Source organism: Fusibacter sp., from assembly GCF_057447755.1.
Map to the genome: position 1 here is coordinate 1 of NZ_JBVBZF010000036.1, position 18680 is coordinate 18680.

16 protein-coding genes are annotated in these 18680 nt (G+C 37.5%); 2 read left to right on the forward strand and 14 right to left on the reverse strand.

Features of this window, described 5'->3' with window-relative positions:
- From AC220I_RS07725 to AC220I_RS07735, 3 genes are all read right to left on the reverse strand, one after another.
- Nucleotides 1-893: branched-chain amino acid ABC transporter permease (locus AC220I_RS07725; RefSeq protein ID WP_486723236.1), on the reverse strand; the 893-nt coding region annotated here is incomplete at its 3' end.
- A 2-nt stretch (nt 894-895) separates the two neighbouring features.
- Nucleotides 896-1771, reverse strand: a complete 876-nt coding sequence (locus tag AC220I_RS07730; RefSeq protein ID WP_486723251.1) for a branched-chain amino acid ABC transporter permease — start codon at nt 1769-1771, stop codon at nt 896-898.
- A 183-nt stretch (nt 1772-1954) separates the two neighbouring features.
- On the reverse strand, nt 1955-3100 hold the full coding sequence (locus AC220I_RS07735) for an ABC transporter substrate-binding protein (protein WP_486723237.1): 1146 nt from the start codon (nt 3098-3100) through the stop codon (nt 1955-1957).
- Between the two features lie 622 nt (nt 3101-3722).
- Here AC220I_RS07735 and AC220I_RS07740 point away from each other — a divergent pair.
- Nucleotides 3723-5465 carry an ABC-F family ATP-binding cassette domain-containing protein gene (locus AC220I_RS07740; RefSeq protein WP_486723238.1) on the forward strand — a complete coding sequence of 581 codons (1743 nt, stop codon included), beginning with the start codon at nt 3723-3725 and terminating at the stop codon, nt 5463-5465.
- 217 nt (nt 5466-5682) lie between these two features.
- Here AC220I_RS07740 and AC220I_RS07745 read toward each other — a convergent pair whose 3' ends face one another.
- The 5 genes from AC220I_RS07745 to AC220I_RS07765 form a co-directional block, all read right to left on the reverse strand.
- Nucleotides 5683-5841 (reverse strand): hypothetical protein, encoded by a 159-nt coding sequence (locus AC220I_RS07745; protein ID WP_486723239.1) that lies wholly within the window; start codon nt 5839-5841, stop codon nt 5683-5685.
- Nucleotides 5838-6119: a sodium ion-translocating decarboxylase subunit beta gene (locus AC220I_RS07750; protein ID WP_486723240.1), complete on the reverse strand. Its 282-nt coding sequence runs from the start codon at nt 6117-6119 to the stop codon at nt 5838-5840. Before AC220I_RS07750 ends, AC220I_RS07745 begins: the two co-directional genes overlap by 4 nt.
- Before the next feature lie 80 nt (nt 6120-6199).
- Nucleotides 6200-6733, reverse strand: coding sequence for a GNAT family N-acetyltransferase (locus tag AC220I_RS07755; RefSeq protein WP_486723241.1), 534 nt, complete (start codon nt 6731-6733; stop codon nt 6200-6202).
- A 97-nt stretch (nt 6734-6830) separates the two neighbouring features.
- Nucleotides 6831-8888, reverse strand: a complete 2058-nt coding sequence (locus tag AC220I_RS07760; protein ID WP_486723242.1) for a sensor histidine kinase — start codon at nt 8886-8888, stop codon at nt 6831-6833.
- A 100-nt stretch (nt 8889-8988) separates the two neighbouring features.
- On the reverse strand, nt 8989-10302 hold the full coding sequence (locus AC220I_RS07765; RefSeq protein WP_486723243.1) for a YjiH family protein: 1314 nt from the start codon (nt 10300-10302) through the stop codon (nt 8989-8991).
- Nucleotides 10303-10430: 128 nt separating this feature from the next.
- On the opposite strand from AC220I_RS07765, the gene AC220I_RS07770 reads away from it, so the two are divergent.
- On the forward strand, nt 10431-11126 hold the full coding sequence (locus tag AC220I_RS07770; RefSeq protein WP_486723244.1) for a response regulator transcription factor: 696 nt from the start codon (nt 10431-10433) through the stop codon (nt 11124-11126).
- A gap of 65 nt (nt 11127-11191) precedes the next feature.
- Here the strand turns inward: AC220I_RS07770 and AC220I_RS07775 are convergent, their stop codons facing one another.
- The 6 genes from AC220I_RS07775 to AC220I_RS07800 all read right to left on the reverse strand — a co-directional run.
- Entirely contained in the window at nt 11192-12772 is a 1581-nt protein-coding gene (locus tag AC220I_RS07775) for an HD domain-containing phosphohydrolase (protein ID WP_486723245.1), read from the reverse strand.
- A gap of 106 nt (nt 12773-12878) precedes the next feature.
- Nucleotides 12879-13538 carry a B3/B4 domain-containing protein gene (locus tag AC220I_RS07780; RefSeq protein WP_486723246.1) on the reverse strand — a complete coding sequence of 220 codons (660 nt, stop codon included), beginning with the start codon at nt 13536-13538 and terminating at the stop codon, nt 12879-12881.
- A 14-nt stretch (nt 13539-13552) separates the two neighbouring features.
- Entirely contained in the window at nt 13553-16105 is a 2553-nt protein-coding gene (locus AC220I_RS07785; RefSeq protein ID WP_486723247.1) for an HD domain-containing phosphohydrolase, read from the reverse strand.
- Between the two features lie 197 nt (nt 16106-16302).
- Nucleotides 16303-17487, reverse strand: a complete 1185-nt coding sequence (locus AC220I_RS07790; RefSeq protein WP_486723248.1) for an HD-GYP domain-containing protein — start codon at nt 17485-17487, stop codon at nt 16303-16305.
- 47 nt (nt 17488-17534) lie between these two features.
- The gene (locus tag AC220I_RS07795; protein ID WP_486723249.1) at nt 17535-18296 is read right to left on the reverse strand and encodes a LytR/AlgR family response regulator transcription factor; all 762 of its coding nucleotides are present in this window, start codon (nt 18294-18296) and stop codon (nt 17535-17537) included.
- A gap of 45 nt (nt 18297-18341) precedes the next feature.
- On the reverse strand, nt 18342-18680 hold a 339-nt coding region (locus tag AC220I_RS07800), incomplete at its 5' end, for a sensor histidine kinase (protein WP_486723250.1).

Genomic DNA, 18680 nt, shown 5'->3' on the forward strand with positions numbered 1-18680 from the left:
ATCATCATAATAACAAGCATGAAGGAATATAAAAGAAGTCTGTAATTTGCAAAGCTTCTAAGCGCCTCCGGCATAATTGTAAGCACAATTGCCGCCAAAATGGAACCCGTTAAGCTTCCCATTCCCCCTAAAACAACAATTACTAGTATTTCAACAGATCGCATGAAGTTGAAGGTGTTGGGGTCTAAAAAGGCTATATAATGGGCATATAGGCCGCCACCAATACCAGCAATACTTGCTGCAATGGCAAATCCCATGACCTTGAACTCTGTGGTCTTTACGCCTACAGCTTCAGCTGCAATTTCGTCCTCACGAATAGATAGAATCGCGCGACCTTGACGAGAATGTGTCAGTCTATATAGGAAGAGCACTACTAAAACCGTAATCCAAAAAACATTGTCAAATGTCGATATCTTGGGAATACCTGTGAAACCTTGTGCACCACCTGTAGCTTTTATATTATTGATAACCACTCGGATGACCTCTCCAAAGCCAAGTGTTATGATGGCGAGATAGTCCCCACGGAGCCTAAGTGCAGGCACGCCAATGGCAACACCAACAAGAGCTGAAGCAATTGCAGCCACCACAAGTGAAATGAGTAACATTATGAGATTGGGCATTCCTGCAAAAGTTGCTTTTAGGGCAACGGCAGTCATTGCAGAAGCATAAGCCCCTACCGCCATAAAGCCAGCATGTCCAAGTGTTAACTGTCCTAAAAATCCAGTCGCTAAGTTCAAACTCGTCGCCAGAATAATATTGATCATGATAAAGATGATGATGCCTTGATGATATCTACTAATAAGGCCAGTGGCAATCATCCCCTTTAAAATCAAATAGATGGCTAAGATAACAAGTGCATTTATCGCATAATTTTTCATTATTTTCTTATTCATAACTACACCTTCTCTTTCTCGTTCTTGCCCAAAATACCTGTCGGTTTAAAGAGCAGAACTATTATAAGAAGGCCAAAAACGATCGCATCCGACCACTGACTTGAGATATAGGCCTTTGATATGGTCTCTATCATGCCAATTACAAAACCACCTAGTACGGCACCTGGAATCAGTCCAATGCCACCTAATACAGCGGCAACAAACGCCTTCAGACCTGGCATGATACCCATGGTTGGATAAACTTGAGTGTAGGTTATGCCATAGAGGACACCGCCTAAGGCACCAAGTGCTGAACCTATAGCAAACGTTATACTTATGGTTTTATTGACATTGATCCCCATCAAGATCGAAGCATCCTTGTCCTCTGAAACAGCTCTCATGGCTTTTCCGGGCTTTGTTCTTTTTACAAAGATATCTAGAATAATCATGAAAACTATAGCAAGCACTAAAGTGGTCAAGGTGACTGTTCCAATTTGAAGCGGTCCAATATTAATCGGTTTTTTCTCTATGAGGATAGGCATTATTTTTGGATCTGGCTTAAAAATAACGAGTGTCAGATTTTGCAAAAACAAACTAACCCCTATCGCAGTAATAAGTGCCGAGATTCTTGGAGCACTTCTCAATGGCTTATAAGCCAATTTCTCTATAACCACCCCAACAATTGCCGCCATTCCCATAGAAATGACAAGTACTACCGGAAATGGAAAACGACTAGATATTGCAACGACAAATGCAAAATACGCACCAGCCATCATAACTTCTCCATGTGCGAAATTAATCAATTTAATAATCCCATAGACCATGGTATAGCCTAGGGCAATTAAAGCATAAACGCTTCCAACGGAAAGCCCATTTATAATTTGCTGTAAAAAAAGTATCAAATAACTTCCCCCATTCTGATTGATGATAAAATTTCTCTCTCTTTATGATGATTAATATTTCCTATCGTATTTAAAATAATAATTAACCATTAGGGTCAAGAAAAGCCCCTACAATATAAGTCTTACTGGATAACTTATAAAAATAAGTGACTGAAACAATGGTTTCAGTCACCTAGTAAATTAGTTTCCTGATACTTTAGCCGCTAACTTGTGATTACCGCCAACAATTTGGATAATTGAGATACTTTTTAACGGGTCGCCATTTGCATCAAAGGTAACATGACCTGTAACGCCATCTGCATCTGTTTTTGTAAGTTCCGCAATGATTGCTGCTGCATCAGTTGATCCCGCTCTTTCAATCGCACCTTTCATAATGTAAGTTGAGTCGTATGCTAATGCCGCTAAAGCGTTTGGTGATTTGCTCCACTCTGTTTCATAGGCTTTAATGAAGTTTTGAACGATTTCTGCTTCATCTGTTTTTGCATAATGGTTCGCAAAATACATGCCTTCCGCAACATCTGCATAGTCTGCTTCGATACCATCCCAGCCATCGCCACCAATTGCTACGATATCAAGACCTAGCTCTTGAATTTGAGAAAGAATAACACCAACCTTTGCAATATAATCTGGTAAGAAGATCACATCTGGATCTTGTTCTGCAATTTTAGTTAATACCGCTTTGAAATCGGCATCATTTTTTGTGTAACCTTCATAATTTGTTACTGTGCCTAAAGCTGAGAACTTTTCGTTAAAGGCAACTGCGAGTCCTTCTGAGTATGGATCTTCAATATTATAAAGTACTGCTGCTTTTTTAGCACCTAAGTTCTGAGCTGAGAATACTGCTGCAGTTGCACCTTGGTAGGGGTCAGTGTAACAAGCTCTAAATATATTACTTGCATCCAGTGTAACTTCACCATTGGTAGCAGTTGGTGTTAATACTGGCATATTGTCAGATTTTGCAATTTCTTTGATACTTAATGTCGTACCACTGAAAGTTCCTCCGATTAGGCCCACGATGCCATCTTGGTCTCTTAATCGATTATAAGCATTAACTGCTTCTGTTTTATCACCCTTACTATCATAAGCGATAATCTCAATTTGCTTACCGTTTATTCCCCCAGCTGCATTAATTTCTTTTGCAGCAAGTTTAGCACCTTCTTCAACTGCTGTTCCATACATACTGTAATCACCTGTTAAAGGGCCGATTACCCCTAATTTGATGACTTCAACCTCTTCTGTTTTTGCGCCACAACCTGAAAGTATTGTTGACAGCATTAAAATTAGTGCCATCATTAACGCTAAATGTTTTGATTTCATATTTTTCATTTCCCCTTTCCTAGTGTTTCATTTCATACGAATAGCTTCTATTTTTTTCATAATATGCTAGATTCTATTGTATAAATGATCTCTTTTTATTAAATATGTGTAACATTCTATTACAAGGCATATGGACATTCAAATACTTTTTTTAAAAATATATCGTGTTTTTACAATTTTATTAATTTTTTGGTCATTTTTTTGTCTTTTTTACACAATTCTTTCCGCCAATGGCGTACAATGATGTGAAAATTCTGACAATTGGATTTGGAGATGACTTTTTATACTATTTTCTATCGGGATATAATTATTACTCGAGGGGGTATTTTTGCCCTTCTAAGTTTTAATTCCCTTCAACAATTAAATAAACTGTGACTTGTAAGGGGGAATTTTCTCTGAATAAATCTTAAATTTTATTCTGAAAATCTAGATTTTTCTTCAAAATTGGCATTATTTAAAATCGAAATCTTAATAATGTAAGGATTGAAATTCATGGTGAAAAATGTTATGATTTCAACGACAAAATGAATTGAAGGCTTCTTTGAATCAGTGGCATTCAACTTTTTTAGACGGGAACCCTTGAGAGCTTAAATAGGAGCTCTTTTTTAATGAATATAGAAGAGGTAAAATTATGTTAAAAGTGGATAACTTATCCTACTCATTTCCACAAAAAGATCTGTATCACGACATTTCGTTTACACTAGAAGACGGCCAACACTGTGCCTTTATCGGTACGAGCGGAAGCGGAAAAAGTACCCTGATTGATATGATCATGGATCCTGAAAAGTATATGTATGATGGAAAGCTTATCTTAGAGCCACATTGCCGTATAGGTTATGTCAGCCAATTTTCGGGGTTAGACCCCTCTAAAGACACCACTGTTTTTGAATACATCGGTGAGGTCTTTATCAAAATGCAAAATGAAATTACTGCAATTTGTACAGAGATGGAAACCGCTTCAGAGCTTGATGCTTTACTAGAGAGGTATCAACGTCTACTGGATGCCTTTGATGCCATTGACGGTCACGATTTTGAAAGCAACATCAATAAAAAACTCAATCTTGCCAATTTGATGCAGCATCGAGATCTAAGAGTCTCTGAACTTAGCGGAGGCGAATTCAAACTTGTTCAAGTTATTAAAGAGATGCTTAACAGTCCAAACTTGTTGATTATGGATGAGCCGGATGTCTTCTTGGACTTTGATAACCTCATTGCGCTTCGAAACCTCATCAATGCTCATAAGGGTATCTTATTAGTAATCACCCATAATCGATTTTTACTAAATCACTGCTTCAACAAGATTATTCACCTTGAGAATAAAGAATTGCAGGAGTTCGATGGCAATTACATCGACTATAACTTCTCTTTACTCCAAAAGAAAATTGAATTACAAGAGCTGGCTATTGCAGATAACGAAGAAATAGAGCGCAACGAAATTCTCATTGAAAAGCTTAGAAAAATTGCAAGTTCAGACTCAGAAAAAGCACGCGGAAAGTCACTAAAGGCAAGAGTGAAAATTCATGAACGCCTTGTGGCACGTCGTATAAAAGAACCTTTTGTGGACATTAAACAGCCTAATATACGTTTAGCTACTGATGAAGTCGCTCTTGAGGGCCTTGTTTTAAAATTAAGCAATTACAGTGCTGCCTTTGATGAAATTCTTCTAAAGTCAGTAAATTTTGAGATTAACGCTGGTGATAAAGTTGCCCTTATTGGTGCAAATGGTACTGGAAAGACCACCCTCTTAAGAGACATCGCAAAGCACCAATTGCCAAGTATTTATGTCGCAGATGGTGTGAAAATCGGCTACTTATCACAACTTCAAGAGGAGATTTTAACAGAGTCTAATAGCATTTTAGATGAATTTTATGAGGCTGGCATGAACACATATGGTGAAGTTAGATCTCACATTTCGAAATATGGATTTGAAGAAGATTTTTTAAATCGAAAAATCAGTTCGCTTTCTGGCGGTGAAAAGAATATCCTTCAGCTTGCCAAGGTTTCCATCAATAAGGCAAACCTCTTACTTCTGGATGAACCAACGAGCCATCTTGACACCTATTCACAGCTCGCTCTTGAAGAAGCCATTGCTGCCTATAACGGTGCTATTTTAATGATTTCACATGACTATTATACAATTGCCAATTGTATGGATTACGTCCTTATCATTGAAGACAAGACCATCCGAAAAATGAGTATGCGTAAATTTAGAAAAATGATCTATGAAAGTCATTTTGACAAGGACTATCTTGAAATTGAACAAAAGAAAAAAGAAGTTGAAACCAAAATTGGACTAGCTCTAAAAGCCTCTGATTTTGAACTTGCCAAGGTCCTATCAGAGGACTTAGAGGTACTGGTTAATCAATTAAAATAAAACGACCGTGTTCATTTGGGCACAAAAAAAGATACTGATCACTTCAGTATCTTTTTTTGTATAGATCATTGTTTTTCATCCAGCTTTGAGTAAGAATTACCTACTTAATAAAAGCGGTTAGACGCGGCAAAACAAGGCTTTGGCCTTAATGATTTGCACGACTATGGTTGGTATTCTCATATGTACCAAGTTTAAAAGCATTCCCTTTATTAAGCTGTTAATACTTATTTCGGAAAGTCGCATTATAGTTATCAAGTGCCTCAATCCCTCTTGTCGCCAGTTTAATAAACAATATAAAACAATAAATTGACATACCCAATATTGCCAAATAAATTATTACAAATAAAAAACCTGCACCTGCGCCGATGACATTCATCTTTGAGTCTCCTTTCTCCAATTTTTTATACCAATTGCCGTCAATATGTATAATATTGCCACAATGCTATACTTTAGTAATGGGGAATTTCCAGGGGCTAAATAGATTGCCGTGGGACCATCTGCCCCTCCAATAATACCAATTGAAGACGCATCTGCTCTACTAATATTCACATGCGCAAACATAAATAACAGGTGCTTGAATATCCAGTTTGATGCAAGAATCAGCGTTGCCACAAGTCCTGAAACCACCGTTATGATCTTCATCCATCTCTTCATAAAGCCCTCCAATTTAGGTCAATCCCCTAATCTCATAAGTCCTTAGGGGTTATAGCCACATACACACACCATTGTGATGTTTAAGTCAAATCAATCCAATAGCGTCTAATCATGACTGTTTCCCCTTTATGGTTGGTTTCAGACACTTTATTCTCTAACTTTCCACCATTGCTTTCTATCGTTTTTGCAGAACCAATATTGAGGTCATCGCAAGTTAATAACGCGCGTTCAATACCCGCTGACTTCACTTTTTCCAGCATTAACTTCAACATTAGGCCAGCAATGCCCTTTTGTCGCTCTGATGCTCTGACACCATAACCAATATGGCCACCATGCATCATTAAATGGTCGTTGAGTTCATGTCTGAAATGAATTGCGCCTAAGATTCTTTGAGAATTGTCCTCTAAAAAATAGAGTGTGGATGGTACATAGCCATCTGCTCTCACGGCATCAGTGGTTTCCTTTTGCCATCTTTTTTGAAGTTCATCAAATGATTGACCTTCACGTCTAGCGGCATAGGGAATTACAGTTTCCTCATTTGCTTCCCATTCAGAAATATAATCCATGTAGGCCGCTTCGCTGACCTTGTCAAATTTTACGAGTTTATAATTCATGAGGACCTCCATTATAAATAATCTATTTTTCTTTGTGAAATTCATTTGAATCATTGTACCTATCCTAGCATTTTGAAGTGATTTCGTCCAGATTATGCTAAGGGTTGTCATGCAATTGTAAATAAAAATAAGCCTCTGTGCCCCCACCCCATTTTGAATCTATTTCTAGTTTACTGTCATGAGCCTCTAATATCGAACCGGCTATAAAGAGCCCTAGTCCGTAGCCTTTTGAGTCTGTCTCCCTCCCCCTAAAAAACATGCTTTGAAGGTGGGATAAATACTCTGGTCTAATACCAATACCATGATCTATGATTTTAAATTCAATCAGCTTCAAGCTTTCAATCTGTTTAATTTCGCATACGATTAAAGACCGATCTTCAGAATACTTTATAGCATTTCCCAACAAATTCTGCCAAACGCGTTTTATTTTGACGTGATCAATATTGATCAATGGATTTTCAGACAAATGCACATGTGCTTGAAATTGGTGATTGGCTTCCTCAACGAGTTGCTTACTCGAACCTATAAGCTCTTCAGAAAATAATTTGGCTGAAATCATTTCCTTTTTCAACTTGGGTACGCATTGCGCTTCATAAGCGTGGTCTAGAATATCACATGTAATGTGTTCGATGTCTTCAGCACTTCTTAAAATGCCTTTTAAAAACTGTTCTCTGGTCTCTATATCTTTTATAATGCCTGTATTAAGCCCTTTTGCATAGCCCTTGATCAGGGTGACTGATGTCTTGAGATCATGAGATAGGGTCGCGATAAATCTTGCGGTATTAAAACTCATGCTATTGATAGACTGTGTCACTTGGTTGGATTCTGCCATGAGCTTTTCACTTTCCTTCTCAAAAAATCCTGAGATTGAAGTCAAATATTCTTTTAAACCATAAATGGCTTGCCTTAAATTGCCAATCTCATCTTTTTCAGAAGCTTTGATGGTGTTCTCCGCGCGTTGAAAGGACCTGGTAAAGGCTTGGTTTAGCGATGTCTTATCCTCTACATATTCAGATGTGACCTTTAAATGGTCAGATATGGTCGAATGGTCAGATATGGTCGAAAGCGCTTTTAATGCTTTGGTCTCTGATAAGGCAGCCGGCCCTTCATTGGTCTCCCACCTTTCACTTTCTTCAAAGTCAGAGATTGATGTATGAACTGTTGTTTGAATCAGTTGCTGACCTGATGTTAAATTTTCCAGAGTCTCAGTAATGGCAATAATGGGTTTCGTAATTTGATTTCCCATGTAATAACCCATACCAATTGCGATTATAATGCCAAACCCACCTGCTATAATCACATAGCTCAAAAGCAATATGGATTGACTGTAATGCTCTCTTTCTGGTAGAGAGGCAATTAGATACCATCTGTTAGAGTCAATATACTGGTAACTTTGAAAAACATTTTCTTGGTCATTGAAAATCGAAGTCCCATTGTGAACGTAAGCGCCATTCTGTCTTTTGATTAAGTTGGTGATTTCATAAGGCAATTCTTTGTAAATCAATTCTGGATTGGGATGTGCCAATATTCGATTATTGGAATCCACAATGCCATAATAACCCTTATCCCCAAGCTTCAAATCACTTACAATTTTAGAAAAATAAGCGGCCTTAATGGCAATACCTGCATAACCAACCACTTGATTTTCGCTGTTATATATAGGCGTGACTGTATTGACAATCAAGGACCCATCCGATCTGGCAATTAAGGCATCACTGGTTATGGTATTAAGTGTTCTTTGCGATTCCTTTAAATACGCCCTTGTGGATAAGTCAATGTCCTGGGCCTCTGTCATGGTGGTCGCCCTGATAACACCTTTTAAATCCATAATAAATAAGTCCTTATAATAACCCATACCCTGATCCATATTCTCCATTTTGACTTTTAAGTATCGGTTGGTCTCAGGTGTCGTCAAAGCCCCTTCACAAAACATTAATACGGATTCATCCAGTGCCAATTTTTCAGTTTCAAGCTTTGTAATTTGAAGTCTAAGGTCAATATTTTCCTTTGCACGCTCAAGTTGAGAAGTCATGTGGAGTGTGGCTGTTTTGTTTAAGATGGTCGCTGATTTAGAATAAATCAAAGTACTTAAAATCACCATCATAAATATCAATGTAAAACACAACGTTAAAATGATTTTCTTTCTTAAACTCATCAGTTTCACCCCCATTTCATTGTATCAAATCTTCTTGAACATCAAAAGAAAGCGTTTTTAAGTTTTTGTCTGCTTAAAAACGCTCTCTAAAATTTCATGCTTAAAATATGAGAAATGCAACAGGTGCTGCTAATATCAATGTCAAAATGGTTCTTTCAATCCAAATGATGATAATGTCAGTCAAAGTAATTGGAATTTCTGTTGACAGTATACAAGGAATTGATGCTGAGAAAAAAAGAATTGAAGATATTGATACTACTGCCACAACAAACTTGGAAATCATTGGTGCAGACGTCATCAATAAGGCCGGTAAAAACATTTCTGCTATTTCTACAGACATGGCCTTTGCCGTTAGTAGAGGCTCAGGAATTCTCAGCGCCAAGGTGAATGGGTAATAGATATAACCCAATACGTCGAAGACAGGTGTATACTTTGCAACAATTAATCCAATTAAACCTACAGATAAGATTGAAGGTAAAATGCCCATGGCCATGATGAAACCATCTTTAAGGTTTTCCATCACATTTTTTATCAGTGGCATTGAATGTTCTGCTGCCTTTAGGCCTTCATTGTAAGCGTTGACAAATATATTGCCTTCCATTTTAACCTCTGGGTCACCCTCACCAGTAATATAAGTATCTTCTTTGCTGCTTAAAGGCTTAATTCTCACAGTGATTGCCGTTACAGCGAAGGTTATCACCAAGGTTGACCAAAAGAATATATTCCAGATTTCCATTAAACCAAGTGTCTTCGCTACGATGATCATAAAGGTCGCTGACACTGTTGAAAAACCAGTAGCGATAATTGCGGCTTCCTTAATGGTGTATTTTCCCTCTTTGAAAACACGATTTGTAATGAGTAAGCCTATAGAGTAGCTACCGACAAAAGAGGCTACTGCATCAATTGCCGAGCGGCCAGGAGTCTTCCAGATTGGACGCATCACAGGCTGCATCAAGATGCCAATAAACTCGAGCAGTCCATAACCGACCAGGAAGGATAAAAATGCAGCCCCAATTGGAACAATAAGTCCCACAGGTATAACAAGCTTATCAAAGAGAAAGGGTATCATATCTGCTTCAAAAAGCCATGCTGGACCCACTTTAAAGAATGCCAAAAATGCCACACAGACACCTACCAACTTAAGCATTGAAAATACTGCTGTTACAGTATCTTTACGCCATGTCTTTTTGTAAAAAGGATAAATACCACCTAAAATAATGACAATAAGTGCATACACTGGTGCAAGACCTGGTAATAAGGTTTTAATGCCCGTAACGAGATGATCAATCGGTATCGTTGATTTTCCACCCACCTCAATTGGTACAAAAAACATAAAAATTCCGATTAAGCTGTAAACGATAAATTTAAAGAGTACCCCATTTTTGTTTGCCCTTGCTTGGCTCACATTTTCCATCAAACCGCCCCTTTCTATTTTTAGTAATCTATATTACAATTTGATTATAGTGAAATTATCAGTTTATTTCGTAAATTCATGGAGTTTCCATGGGTTTGACATCAAATTGACATAAAAGGGGAATATTCATGTATAAGATTATGATTGTTGACGATGAAAAAGACATCGTATTTATGCTCAGTGAATTTATGAAGGCAAATGATATAGAAGTGGTCAAAGCTTATAGCGGTTATGAAGCTTTGATGAAGATGGACGATAGCATACAGTTATTAATTTTAGACATCAACATGGCAGATCTCAACGGATTGGAAACGTGTAAAAAAATTCGAGAAAAGTTCAATCTGCCCATCCTCTTCTTGACTGCAAAGTCTAGTCAATACGATAAGGTTATCGGTTTCGGCATCGGGGCTGATGATTATATTACCAAACCCTTTGATCCTGTAGAACTCGTGGCACGCACAAAAGCCCATTTGAGAAGGTACGAGAATTACAATACAAAACACACCAATTCCTATAAGCCCATTACCTTTGGAGACATAAAGATCATCAGAAATGCTAGAAAGGTTCTCAAAAATGACGAAGAGGTCTCCCTGTCAAACACCGAGTTTAACCTCCTGCTCTATTTGATTGACAACGCACAGACGGTGCTTACCAGAAAGCAAATTCTCATGCAGGTGTGGGAATCATCACTCTATGATGAAAATACTGTAAACACTTTTATAAAGCGATTAAGACATAAAATTGAAGACAATAAAGACACCCCTGTCTTCATCAAAAGTGTCAGGGGTGTAGGCTATCTTTTTGATTATGAATTTAAGGACTGATACGGGTCTGTTTTGCGAAATCTATTGTGCCGCCCTAGTAAGCACTATTCAATAGATGACTTGTATCAGTCTACAAATCTGGATAATAAGGTCAAGACGACTTCAATGACTTTTGGACAAAACTGACTGCCCGAATGTCTTTTGAGCTCACTTTCAATCTCCGTTAAAGACATCTTAGCCTTGTATGACCGGTTGGAGTTCATAGCATCTATTGAGTCTGCAACACCAATAATTCGTGCGAGTAGGGGTAATTCTGTTATCTCATCTGTTTCTGGATAACCTTTTAAATCATACCTCAAGTGATGGTATAAAATCGCATTTCGAATACTTTCAGAGAGGTCTATGGCTTCTAAAATTTTCATACCAATCATAGGGTGCATTTTAATTTGCTCATACTCTTCTTTCTCTAGCTTACCCGGTTTCGTCAAAATACTATCATTAATACCGATCTTTCCAATATCATGCAAAATAGCTGCAATCTGAAGTTCTTCAATCTCAATACTGGACATTTGCAAGGCATTTGCAATTTCTACCGCAATTTTTGACACCCTAAGCGAATGTCCTTGAGTGTAGGTATCCTTAGCTTCCATTGCCGCAACAAGTGTCGTTATGATTTTAAAGTAGTATTCCTTTAGATTTTTATATAGGTTGGATTTTTCTATGGCAAAGGCTATATTATTTGAAATAGGTGTCAGCATCAATACATTTTCATCATCATAGTTGGCATCAGTGCCCAACATCAAGCTCCCTAGTGGTTTGCCATTTGCTATCAGGGGAAAGATGTGAATACTCTTGATTTGTAGATGTTCATGTAAATAGCCAAAGTGATCATGGTCTGGCTGAACATCTGCCAAAGTAATCATTATGGGCATTCCAGTCTCAAATGCATTCTGTGTTATGGCGTCTATACCCATTATAGGTGATTTATTGACCAAATTAATTTCTTTGCCTTCAATTGCCCGGATGCAGAGATTGCCTTGATCGTCGATTAATCTGATGCTACACATTGGAATTTGGGTTGCATGGACAACACTTTTACAAATATCCTTTAGGAGCTTGTCTAAATTGTTCAAAGAAAGGTTTGTGGTTATGGATGAGCTTATCATATTTAAGGTGTCGAACTGCCTATTTTTTTTGCGAATTTTGCGTTCGGACTGAATGCGCTCTGTGATGTCTCGACCTACACCCTGAATTTCTAATAAGACACCATCAAAATAAACACGCTTTGTGTTTACTTCTAAGACTTTTCTAGTTTTTTGATCTTTATGGAGCATCCAAAGCTCTTGCTTTTCATAATTGAGATTATTCATTCCTGCGATCATTTCTTTACAAGAACCCCTATCGTATTCATGTAAAGGACACATAAAATGATAAAGCTTCTCACCAATCATTTCATCTCGTCTGTAGCCTAAAACCTCTGAGACAATTTCGTTGATATATGTAATTTTTCCAGAAGTGTCACTGATCCAAACCACATCACTCATGTTTTGGATTAATAGTGCATATTTTTCTTCTGATTGATCTAGCTGCTCGCTCATTGCCACTAATTGTTGATATGTCGCTTCCAATTCTTCAAACATGGATTGAATGTCTGAAATATTTTCATATTGAGAAGCCAATTTATCTTTCAAACTTGTGATACTCATGTCCGCTCTCCTCTAAAACTTATGACATATTGTCTATATTTTAGCATTTAAAAAAAGGCCTAACAAGTAAAAGAAGGGCTCGCACCCTTCTTAGCTATCGTTGCCTTTAAGAAATAATATGTTTTTCGGTCATTTGACTGCTGCCATATTGTCTTAAAAGTCTTTCAGCACTTGCCATATGACCTTCAAGATCATCGTCCAAATTAAAGGAAATGATATTCATAAGAATTCTTTTTGTCTTGCCTGTAACGGCTGTTGCTTTTGAATCCGCAGTGGTTGAGCCAAATGGACCATTAGCATCTCGCAAAATTGGTAAATTTTCAAGATTCATGTCCTGACCGCCAATGTTGAGGTATGAGGTTCCCGTTTCCCCACTGTCAAAGACAACTGGACCTTTAATCAAGTCGAGATCATATGTGCCAACAGAATTTTGACTTGTCACGGAAATTAAATTAGAAAGGTCAACAATATTGTTGATGGCATCAATCCCTTGCCCCTTCAAAACCCTGCGTAGAAGCTTCTCACTTGAAACCCTGTACTTTGTTGGGTCCTTTCCAAGCGCTCTATATCCTGCACGTGCTTTTTGTATATTGATTAACTTGCTGATATCAGAAGTTGTCATTTGGGCCCTGAGGGCATCAAAGGACGCCTTCATATCGGCCATTAAAAAAGATGAACTCTCTTCAACAACAACATCACATATGAGAATTCCCAGTCTCAATTCAGGCATTTTTTCTTTGATTTTTTGATCAATTCTTATATTCATATTCTTCACCATACTTAGTTTTTAGTTTTCCCTTGATTCTCAAGGTATTCAATAAAGACTTCGACAATGGCACCATCAAATTGGACATCTGAAACGCGTCGAAGCTCTCTGTATGCTTCCTCATAAGTCATTGCTTTTCTATAAGTGCGATCACTTGTCATCGCGTCAAATGCATCTACAATGGTAATAATTCTTGCCAAGTAAGGAATTTCCTCCCCCTTCAGCCCCTTAGGATAACCATTGCCGTCATAGCTTTCATGATGGGCAAGAACATACTCTGCGATTTCACTCATCTCATTGACAGTACTCAGAATTCGGTAACCTATTTCAGGATGCTTTTGCATCTCAAAATACTCATCTGGTGTAAGTCGCCCTTCCTTGTTCAAGATATTTTCATCTATGGCGATTTTACCCACATCATGAAGTAAGCCAATTGTCTTAAGTTCATTGATTTCACGATCTGAAAGTCTAAGTGCTTTCCCAAGTTCATAACTGAGCTCACTTACACGCTTGCTGTGCTGCTCTTCCCTCTTATTCTTTTCATGGAGGGTATTGATAATCGTATAGATTGCCTTCCCTCTTACACTTGGCCCTTCAGTGAGCTTTCTCTTATTGAGATAGTCTTCTGCCGTCTTAAAAACATCGGCCATAGAATCATCTAGTCTATATAACTGGGCATGACCCACTGATACTGAAATTGAGACCTCGTTAACCTTTATTTGATTACAGCTCTCTAAAATTGTTTTTGAAAGCCTATCGATTTTCTCATCTGTGCAATTTTTAATCAGAACCGCAAACTCATCGCCGCCCATTCTCGCCACAATTTCATCCTTATCACAAATGCGTTTTAAGCGCACAGCAATTTCGTTTAAAAGATGGTCACCAGCTCGATGTCCGAATGCATCGTTGATTAGTTTCAAACCGTTTACATCCATCATAACAAGCCCTAAAGGAAGATTGTCAGGTATTTGTAAATCTATGGTCTGCTTTTCAAAATAGGCTCGGTTGAAAAGTGTCGTCAAATAATCATGTGTGCTTACATAGGCCAAATTAGCCTCTCTTTGCATCCTATCTGATATATCCGTATAGATGCCATATCCACCGACCATGACGCCACGATAGGTCATTGGGACACCTTGAATGCTCACTTGATGTGGCACCATGCCCTTCCCATAGCGAATCGACTCAATTCTGACCAACTCACCGTTAAACACTTGAGTTGTAATTTTTTCGGCATCCTTTCGATTTTCTTCATTGGAAATGACAAAGTCTAAATTTTGACCTCTTATTTCATCAATTTCAAAACCGAACAAAGCTTCAAATGCATCATTGATTTCAAGCACCCTATGTTCCTGGTCGAACATGACTATTGCATCTTGGGCATTCCTAAATAAGGCTTCGAAATTTTGTTTTTGTCTATTGACCTCCTGCTCTGTAGCAAGTAACTGCCCATAGGTTGCTTCTAGTTCTTCATTTAATGCGATAAGTTCATCTTTGTCATCATTTAAAGCTCTCACCTGTTCAAACAAGCGTTTGAGCATACTGTTGATTTTATCAGACAGCTTGCCCAGTGTTTGATTTGATGAAAGGACAATTTGTTGGTGACTCAATCGGTCAAGGTCAATGCTTTCCACCTGCATTTCAAATTCATACAAGGGCTTGGTAATAACAGTCCTTAAAATTGCAATTAAGAAAATAAAAGCACCTATAATGCCTACGCTGAGAACGATTGAAAAAAGATGTAATCGGTTTAAACTATCGCTGAAAATATAAATAGGTGTAAAAGAAAGCAAGGTCCATCCAAGTTCCTCAAACTCATGATAGTGAAAGTACCCATTTATGGATCCCAGGGATTTTTCCATCATCCCATAAGATTGGGACAGATCGTTTCGATTTTCAAACCATATTTTCATTAATTCAAAAGGGTTGTGAACATTAGTGAACTTGTTGATTTCAACTATTTTTTCGCCTTTAGAACTTAAAAGGTATGTAATACTAGAACCGAATTTTTCTGTGTTGTCTAAAGCACTTCCCAAGTTTGAAAGTGAAATATCCCCTGCTACAACCCCTTTAATGGTACCGCTTTGATCATGGACAGGCGCAGCTATGGTAATAATCCAAGCGTCTTTTGTCGCATTCAAAAATGGATCCGTAATGATGAGTTTATCTTGCTTTACGACCTCTATGTACCATGGTCTCGTCCTTAAGTCAAAGTCAGGTGGTGGTATGAAACCACTTGCATTTATCATTTCATTTTCTGAGCTTCCATAATAAAGTGACATATAGAGGTCATTTGCCTCGAGTTTATCCTTCAACATCTCTAAGATTAGGTCCGAATTATTCAAATTTGATTCAATAAACTCACTGGTGCCTAAAATCAACTTTTCGTTGTCCATAAGCCATTCATTGATCTGATAATTCATGATGTCAACAGTCAGCATCGCATTTCTTCTGACCTCTTGTGAGACTATGGCCCCAGCATCTTTAAATTGTAGATTCACTATTACGAGTACTAAAATCAACAAGATAACGTATAAGAAGTTCATGCCCCTAATAATTCGATTCATATAAATGTCTTCTCCAAAATTTTTGATTTTTATTGAGTTTTTCAGTAGCCAACCATACTTATCTTATCATATATGTATAGTGTAATACAATGGAAGCCCTAACCAATTTGTTCAAATTTTTAACAAACTTCTCAAAAAAGATGAGACGATATTTCTATCGTCTCAAATGAAGGTCAAGTTATACAAATTTATACATATTAGACTTGCGCGCATTCCAAATCTAAAAAGACGGCCACCAGTTTCGGAGAGAACTGAGTACCACTGTTTTTTATGAGTTCAAGCCTTGCCTTTTCTAGCGTTAATGCTTTTCGATAGGTTCTATCCGACCGCATAACATCCCAAGCATCTGAAATTGCAAGAATTTGAGATGCAAGTGGAATATCATCACCTCTGAGGCCATCAGGATAACCAGTCCCATCAAATCTTTCATGATGATGTCTGATGATCTTTGCAATTTCTTTTAAAGCCTCAGCATTTTTGGTCATCTCATAACCATAATGTGCATGTTTTTTTATCAGCTCGAACTCTTCTCTTTCAAGAGGTTCAGATTTATTAAGCAACTCTTTGTCGATATGGATCTTCCCTATATCATGAATGAGACCTGCCCAATAGATTTCCTTTTGATGGGCCAAGTCAAAATGAAGTGCCTTGGCAAACGATTCCGAGATGAGTGCAACACTTTCAGAATGTCCTTTGGTATATTCGTCATAATATTCTAAAACAGTGGTTAACAGCAATGCAATCTCCTTCATCATAAAACGTTCAGAGTTGAGGAGTGCCTGTGTTTTTTCAAGAACAGTTTTCTCAAGCGCTTGCTGATGCTCTTGCAAGGTATTATTTGCAATATAGGTTGCCAAAGACTGCTTATAAAAAATAATATTCATATATAAAATCATGACCAAAAAGAAGATCATTGCGAGCACAGTCAAGAGGATGTTCTCATCAATCAATTCAAGAAAGGGCATGACAAAAATTAAAAGGCTCAATAGAAATACATCGAAAACAAGCCAGATCTGCCATTTCATTTGAATGACCACGCCACTTACCACAAAGACTATGACAAAATCAAAATAGGAAATAAAGCTATCTGCTTTATAGCCCAGTATCAGGGTCCCCCATAGTAATATGGCAAAGGCTGTGGTGTTTTGCCATATACTCTTGACTTTAACATCGCTGTCAGAAAGACCAAAAAGTCCAATGAGAGTAGCACTTAAACTATATGTAAGTAAGAAGCCATTTGCCCATATGACCTCTTTATAATCCTTTAAAAAATAAGATAAGCACAGCATCAAAAAAGAAATAAAAACGATGAAAGGCAACAATCTCATCAAGCGATCAAAATTGGACTTGATCAAACCGGCCTCAAACCTTCCAAGATTCATATAATCACATCCTTTGTGATTATATACCCATCTATTTTTATTTTACATTACAGGATGTGCATTTTATCTTTAAATTGAGCTGTATTGTTGCGACTCACCGGAATTTGTATTTCAAAACCTTTGAGTGTCACCATAAATGTGTTGTTAAACCATGGTTCAATTGTATCTACAAAATCCAAATTGATGATATAAGCCCTATGACACCTAAAAAAATTATCATGTAAGATTTCCTCAATCTCTGAAAGCGTTTTTTTACAAGTATAATCTCCATTTACGGTCATAAAATGAGTTGTGCGGTCTTCAAAATAGATATAGGCAATTTCATTATACTTGATTGGTTTTAAAATACCATCTCTGTAAAGCGACATTACTTTTAAATGTTTTTTGATCGCTTGAACCGCTTCTTTCATGTGTTCGGTTCCGCCCGCCACAACTTCAAGTCCCTCGGTTTTAATCGGTTCTAAAAGTCTCTGAACGGTTCTGTCAAATCGATCCTCAGAAACGGGTTTTAGGAGGTAATCAACAGCATTATATTCAAAGGCTTGGATTGCATAAGCTTCATAGGCGGTTACAAATACGATTCGAGTGGGAATATTATTCTTTAAAATATAGTCAGCAACTAAAATGCCTGAAACTTGGGGCATATTAATATCTAAAAATACCACATCATAATGGTTTTGATTTATAGAACCAATAAAGGATAAACCATCATTAAAAGTTTCAACCACATCAAACGATGGGTATTTTGATATTAAATATGACAATTCATCTACTGCTGGAATCTCATCGTCAACAATTGCACATTTCATATAAATAACGCCTCCTACTAAATAACGCCCCTACACCAAAAGTGATTATGACTTGATTGGCAATACCATTTTTACACAAGTACCCTCACCAACTTGACTTTCTATCTTAAACGAGCCCTTAGGGCCATAATGCTTTTCAATTCTTTGCATGACATTGACAAAGCCTATGGATTCAGACAACTCACCATTAAGGATCATTTCAACCTTTTGAGCAGTCATACCAATACCATCATCTGTCACTTCTATTTCTAAAAATGTATCATCATAGGTGGTTTTAAGGTTTTTGATGGATACTTTAATAAGGCCACCTTCAGATTTCTGTAATATGCCATGCAATACTGCATTCTCAACGATAGGTTGAATCAGCAAGGGCAGTATATGAAC

What these genes read in the sequence shown, in the direction of transcription:
- AC220I_RS07735 (WP_486723237.1), bottom strand. Translation starts at nt 3,100, where the DNA reads ATGAAAAATATGAAATCAAAACATTTAGCGTTAATGATGGCACTAATT.
- AC220I_RS07755 (WP_486723241.1), bottom strand. Translation starts at nt 6,733, where the DNA reads ATGAATTATAAACTCGTAAAATTTGACAAGGTCAGCGAAGCGGCCTAC.
- AC220I_RS07775 (WP_486723245.1), bottom strand. Translation starts at nt 12,772, where the DNA reads ATGAGTATCACAAGTTTGAAAGATAAATTGGCTTCTCAATATGAAAAT.
- AC220I_RS07785 (WP_486723247.1), bottom strand. Translation starts at nt 16,105, where the DNA reads ATGAATCGAATTATTAGGGGCATGAACTTCTTATACGTTATCTTGTTG.
- AC220I_RS07770 (WP_486723244.1), top strand. Translation starts at nt 10,431, where the DNA reads ATGTATAAGATTATGATTGTTGACGATGAAAAAGACATCGTATTTATG.
- AC220I_RS07780 (WP_486723246.1), bottom strand. Translation starts at nt 13,538, where the DNA reads ATGAATATAAGAATTGATCAAAAAATCAAAGAAAAAATGCCTGAATTG.
- AC220I_RS07765 (WP_486723243.1), bottom strand. Translation starts at nt 10,302, where the DNA reads ATGGAAAATGTGAGCCAAGCAAGGGCAAACAAAAATGGGGTACTCTTT.
- AC220I_RS07795 (WP_486723249.1), bottom strand. Translation starts at nt 18,296, where the DNA reads ATGAAATGTGCAATTGTTGACGATGAGATTCCAGCAGTAGATGAATTG.
- AC220I_RS07760 (WP_486723242.1), bottom strand. Translation starts at nt 8,888, where the DNA reads ATGAGTTTAAGAAAGAAAATCATTTTAACGTTGTGTTTTACATTGATA.
- AC220I_RS07745 (WP_486723239.1), bottom strand. Translation starts at nt 5,841, where the DNA reads ATGAATGTCATCGGCGCAGGTGCAGGTTTTTTATTTGTAATAATTTAT.
- AC220I_RS07740 (WP_486723238.1), top strand. Translation starts at nt 3,723, where the DNA reads ATGTTAAAAGTGGATAACTTATCCTACTCATTTCCACAAAAAGATCTG.
- AC220I_RS07790 (WP_486723248.1), bottom strand. Translation starts at nt 17,487, where the DNA reads ATGAATCTTGGAAGGTTTGAGGCCGGTTTGATCAAGTCCAATTTTGAT.
- AC220I_RS07750 (WP_486723240.1), bottom strand. Translation starts at nt 6,119, where the DNA reads ATGAAGAGATGGATGAAGATCATAACGGTGGTTTCAGGACTTGTGGCA.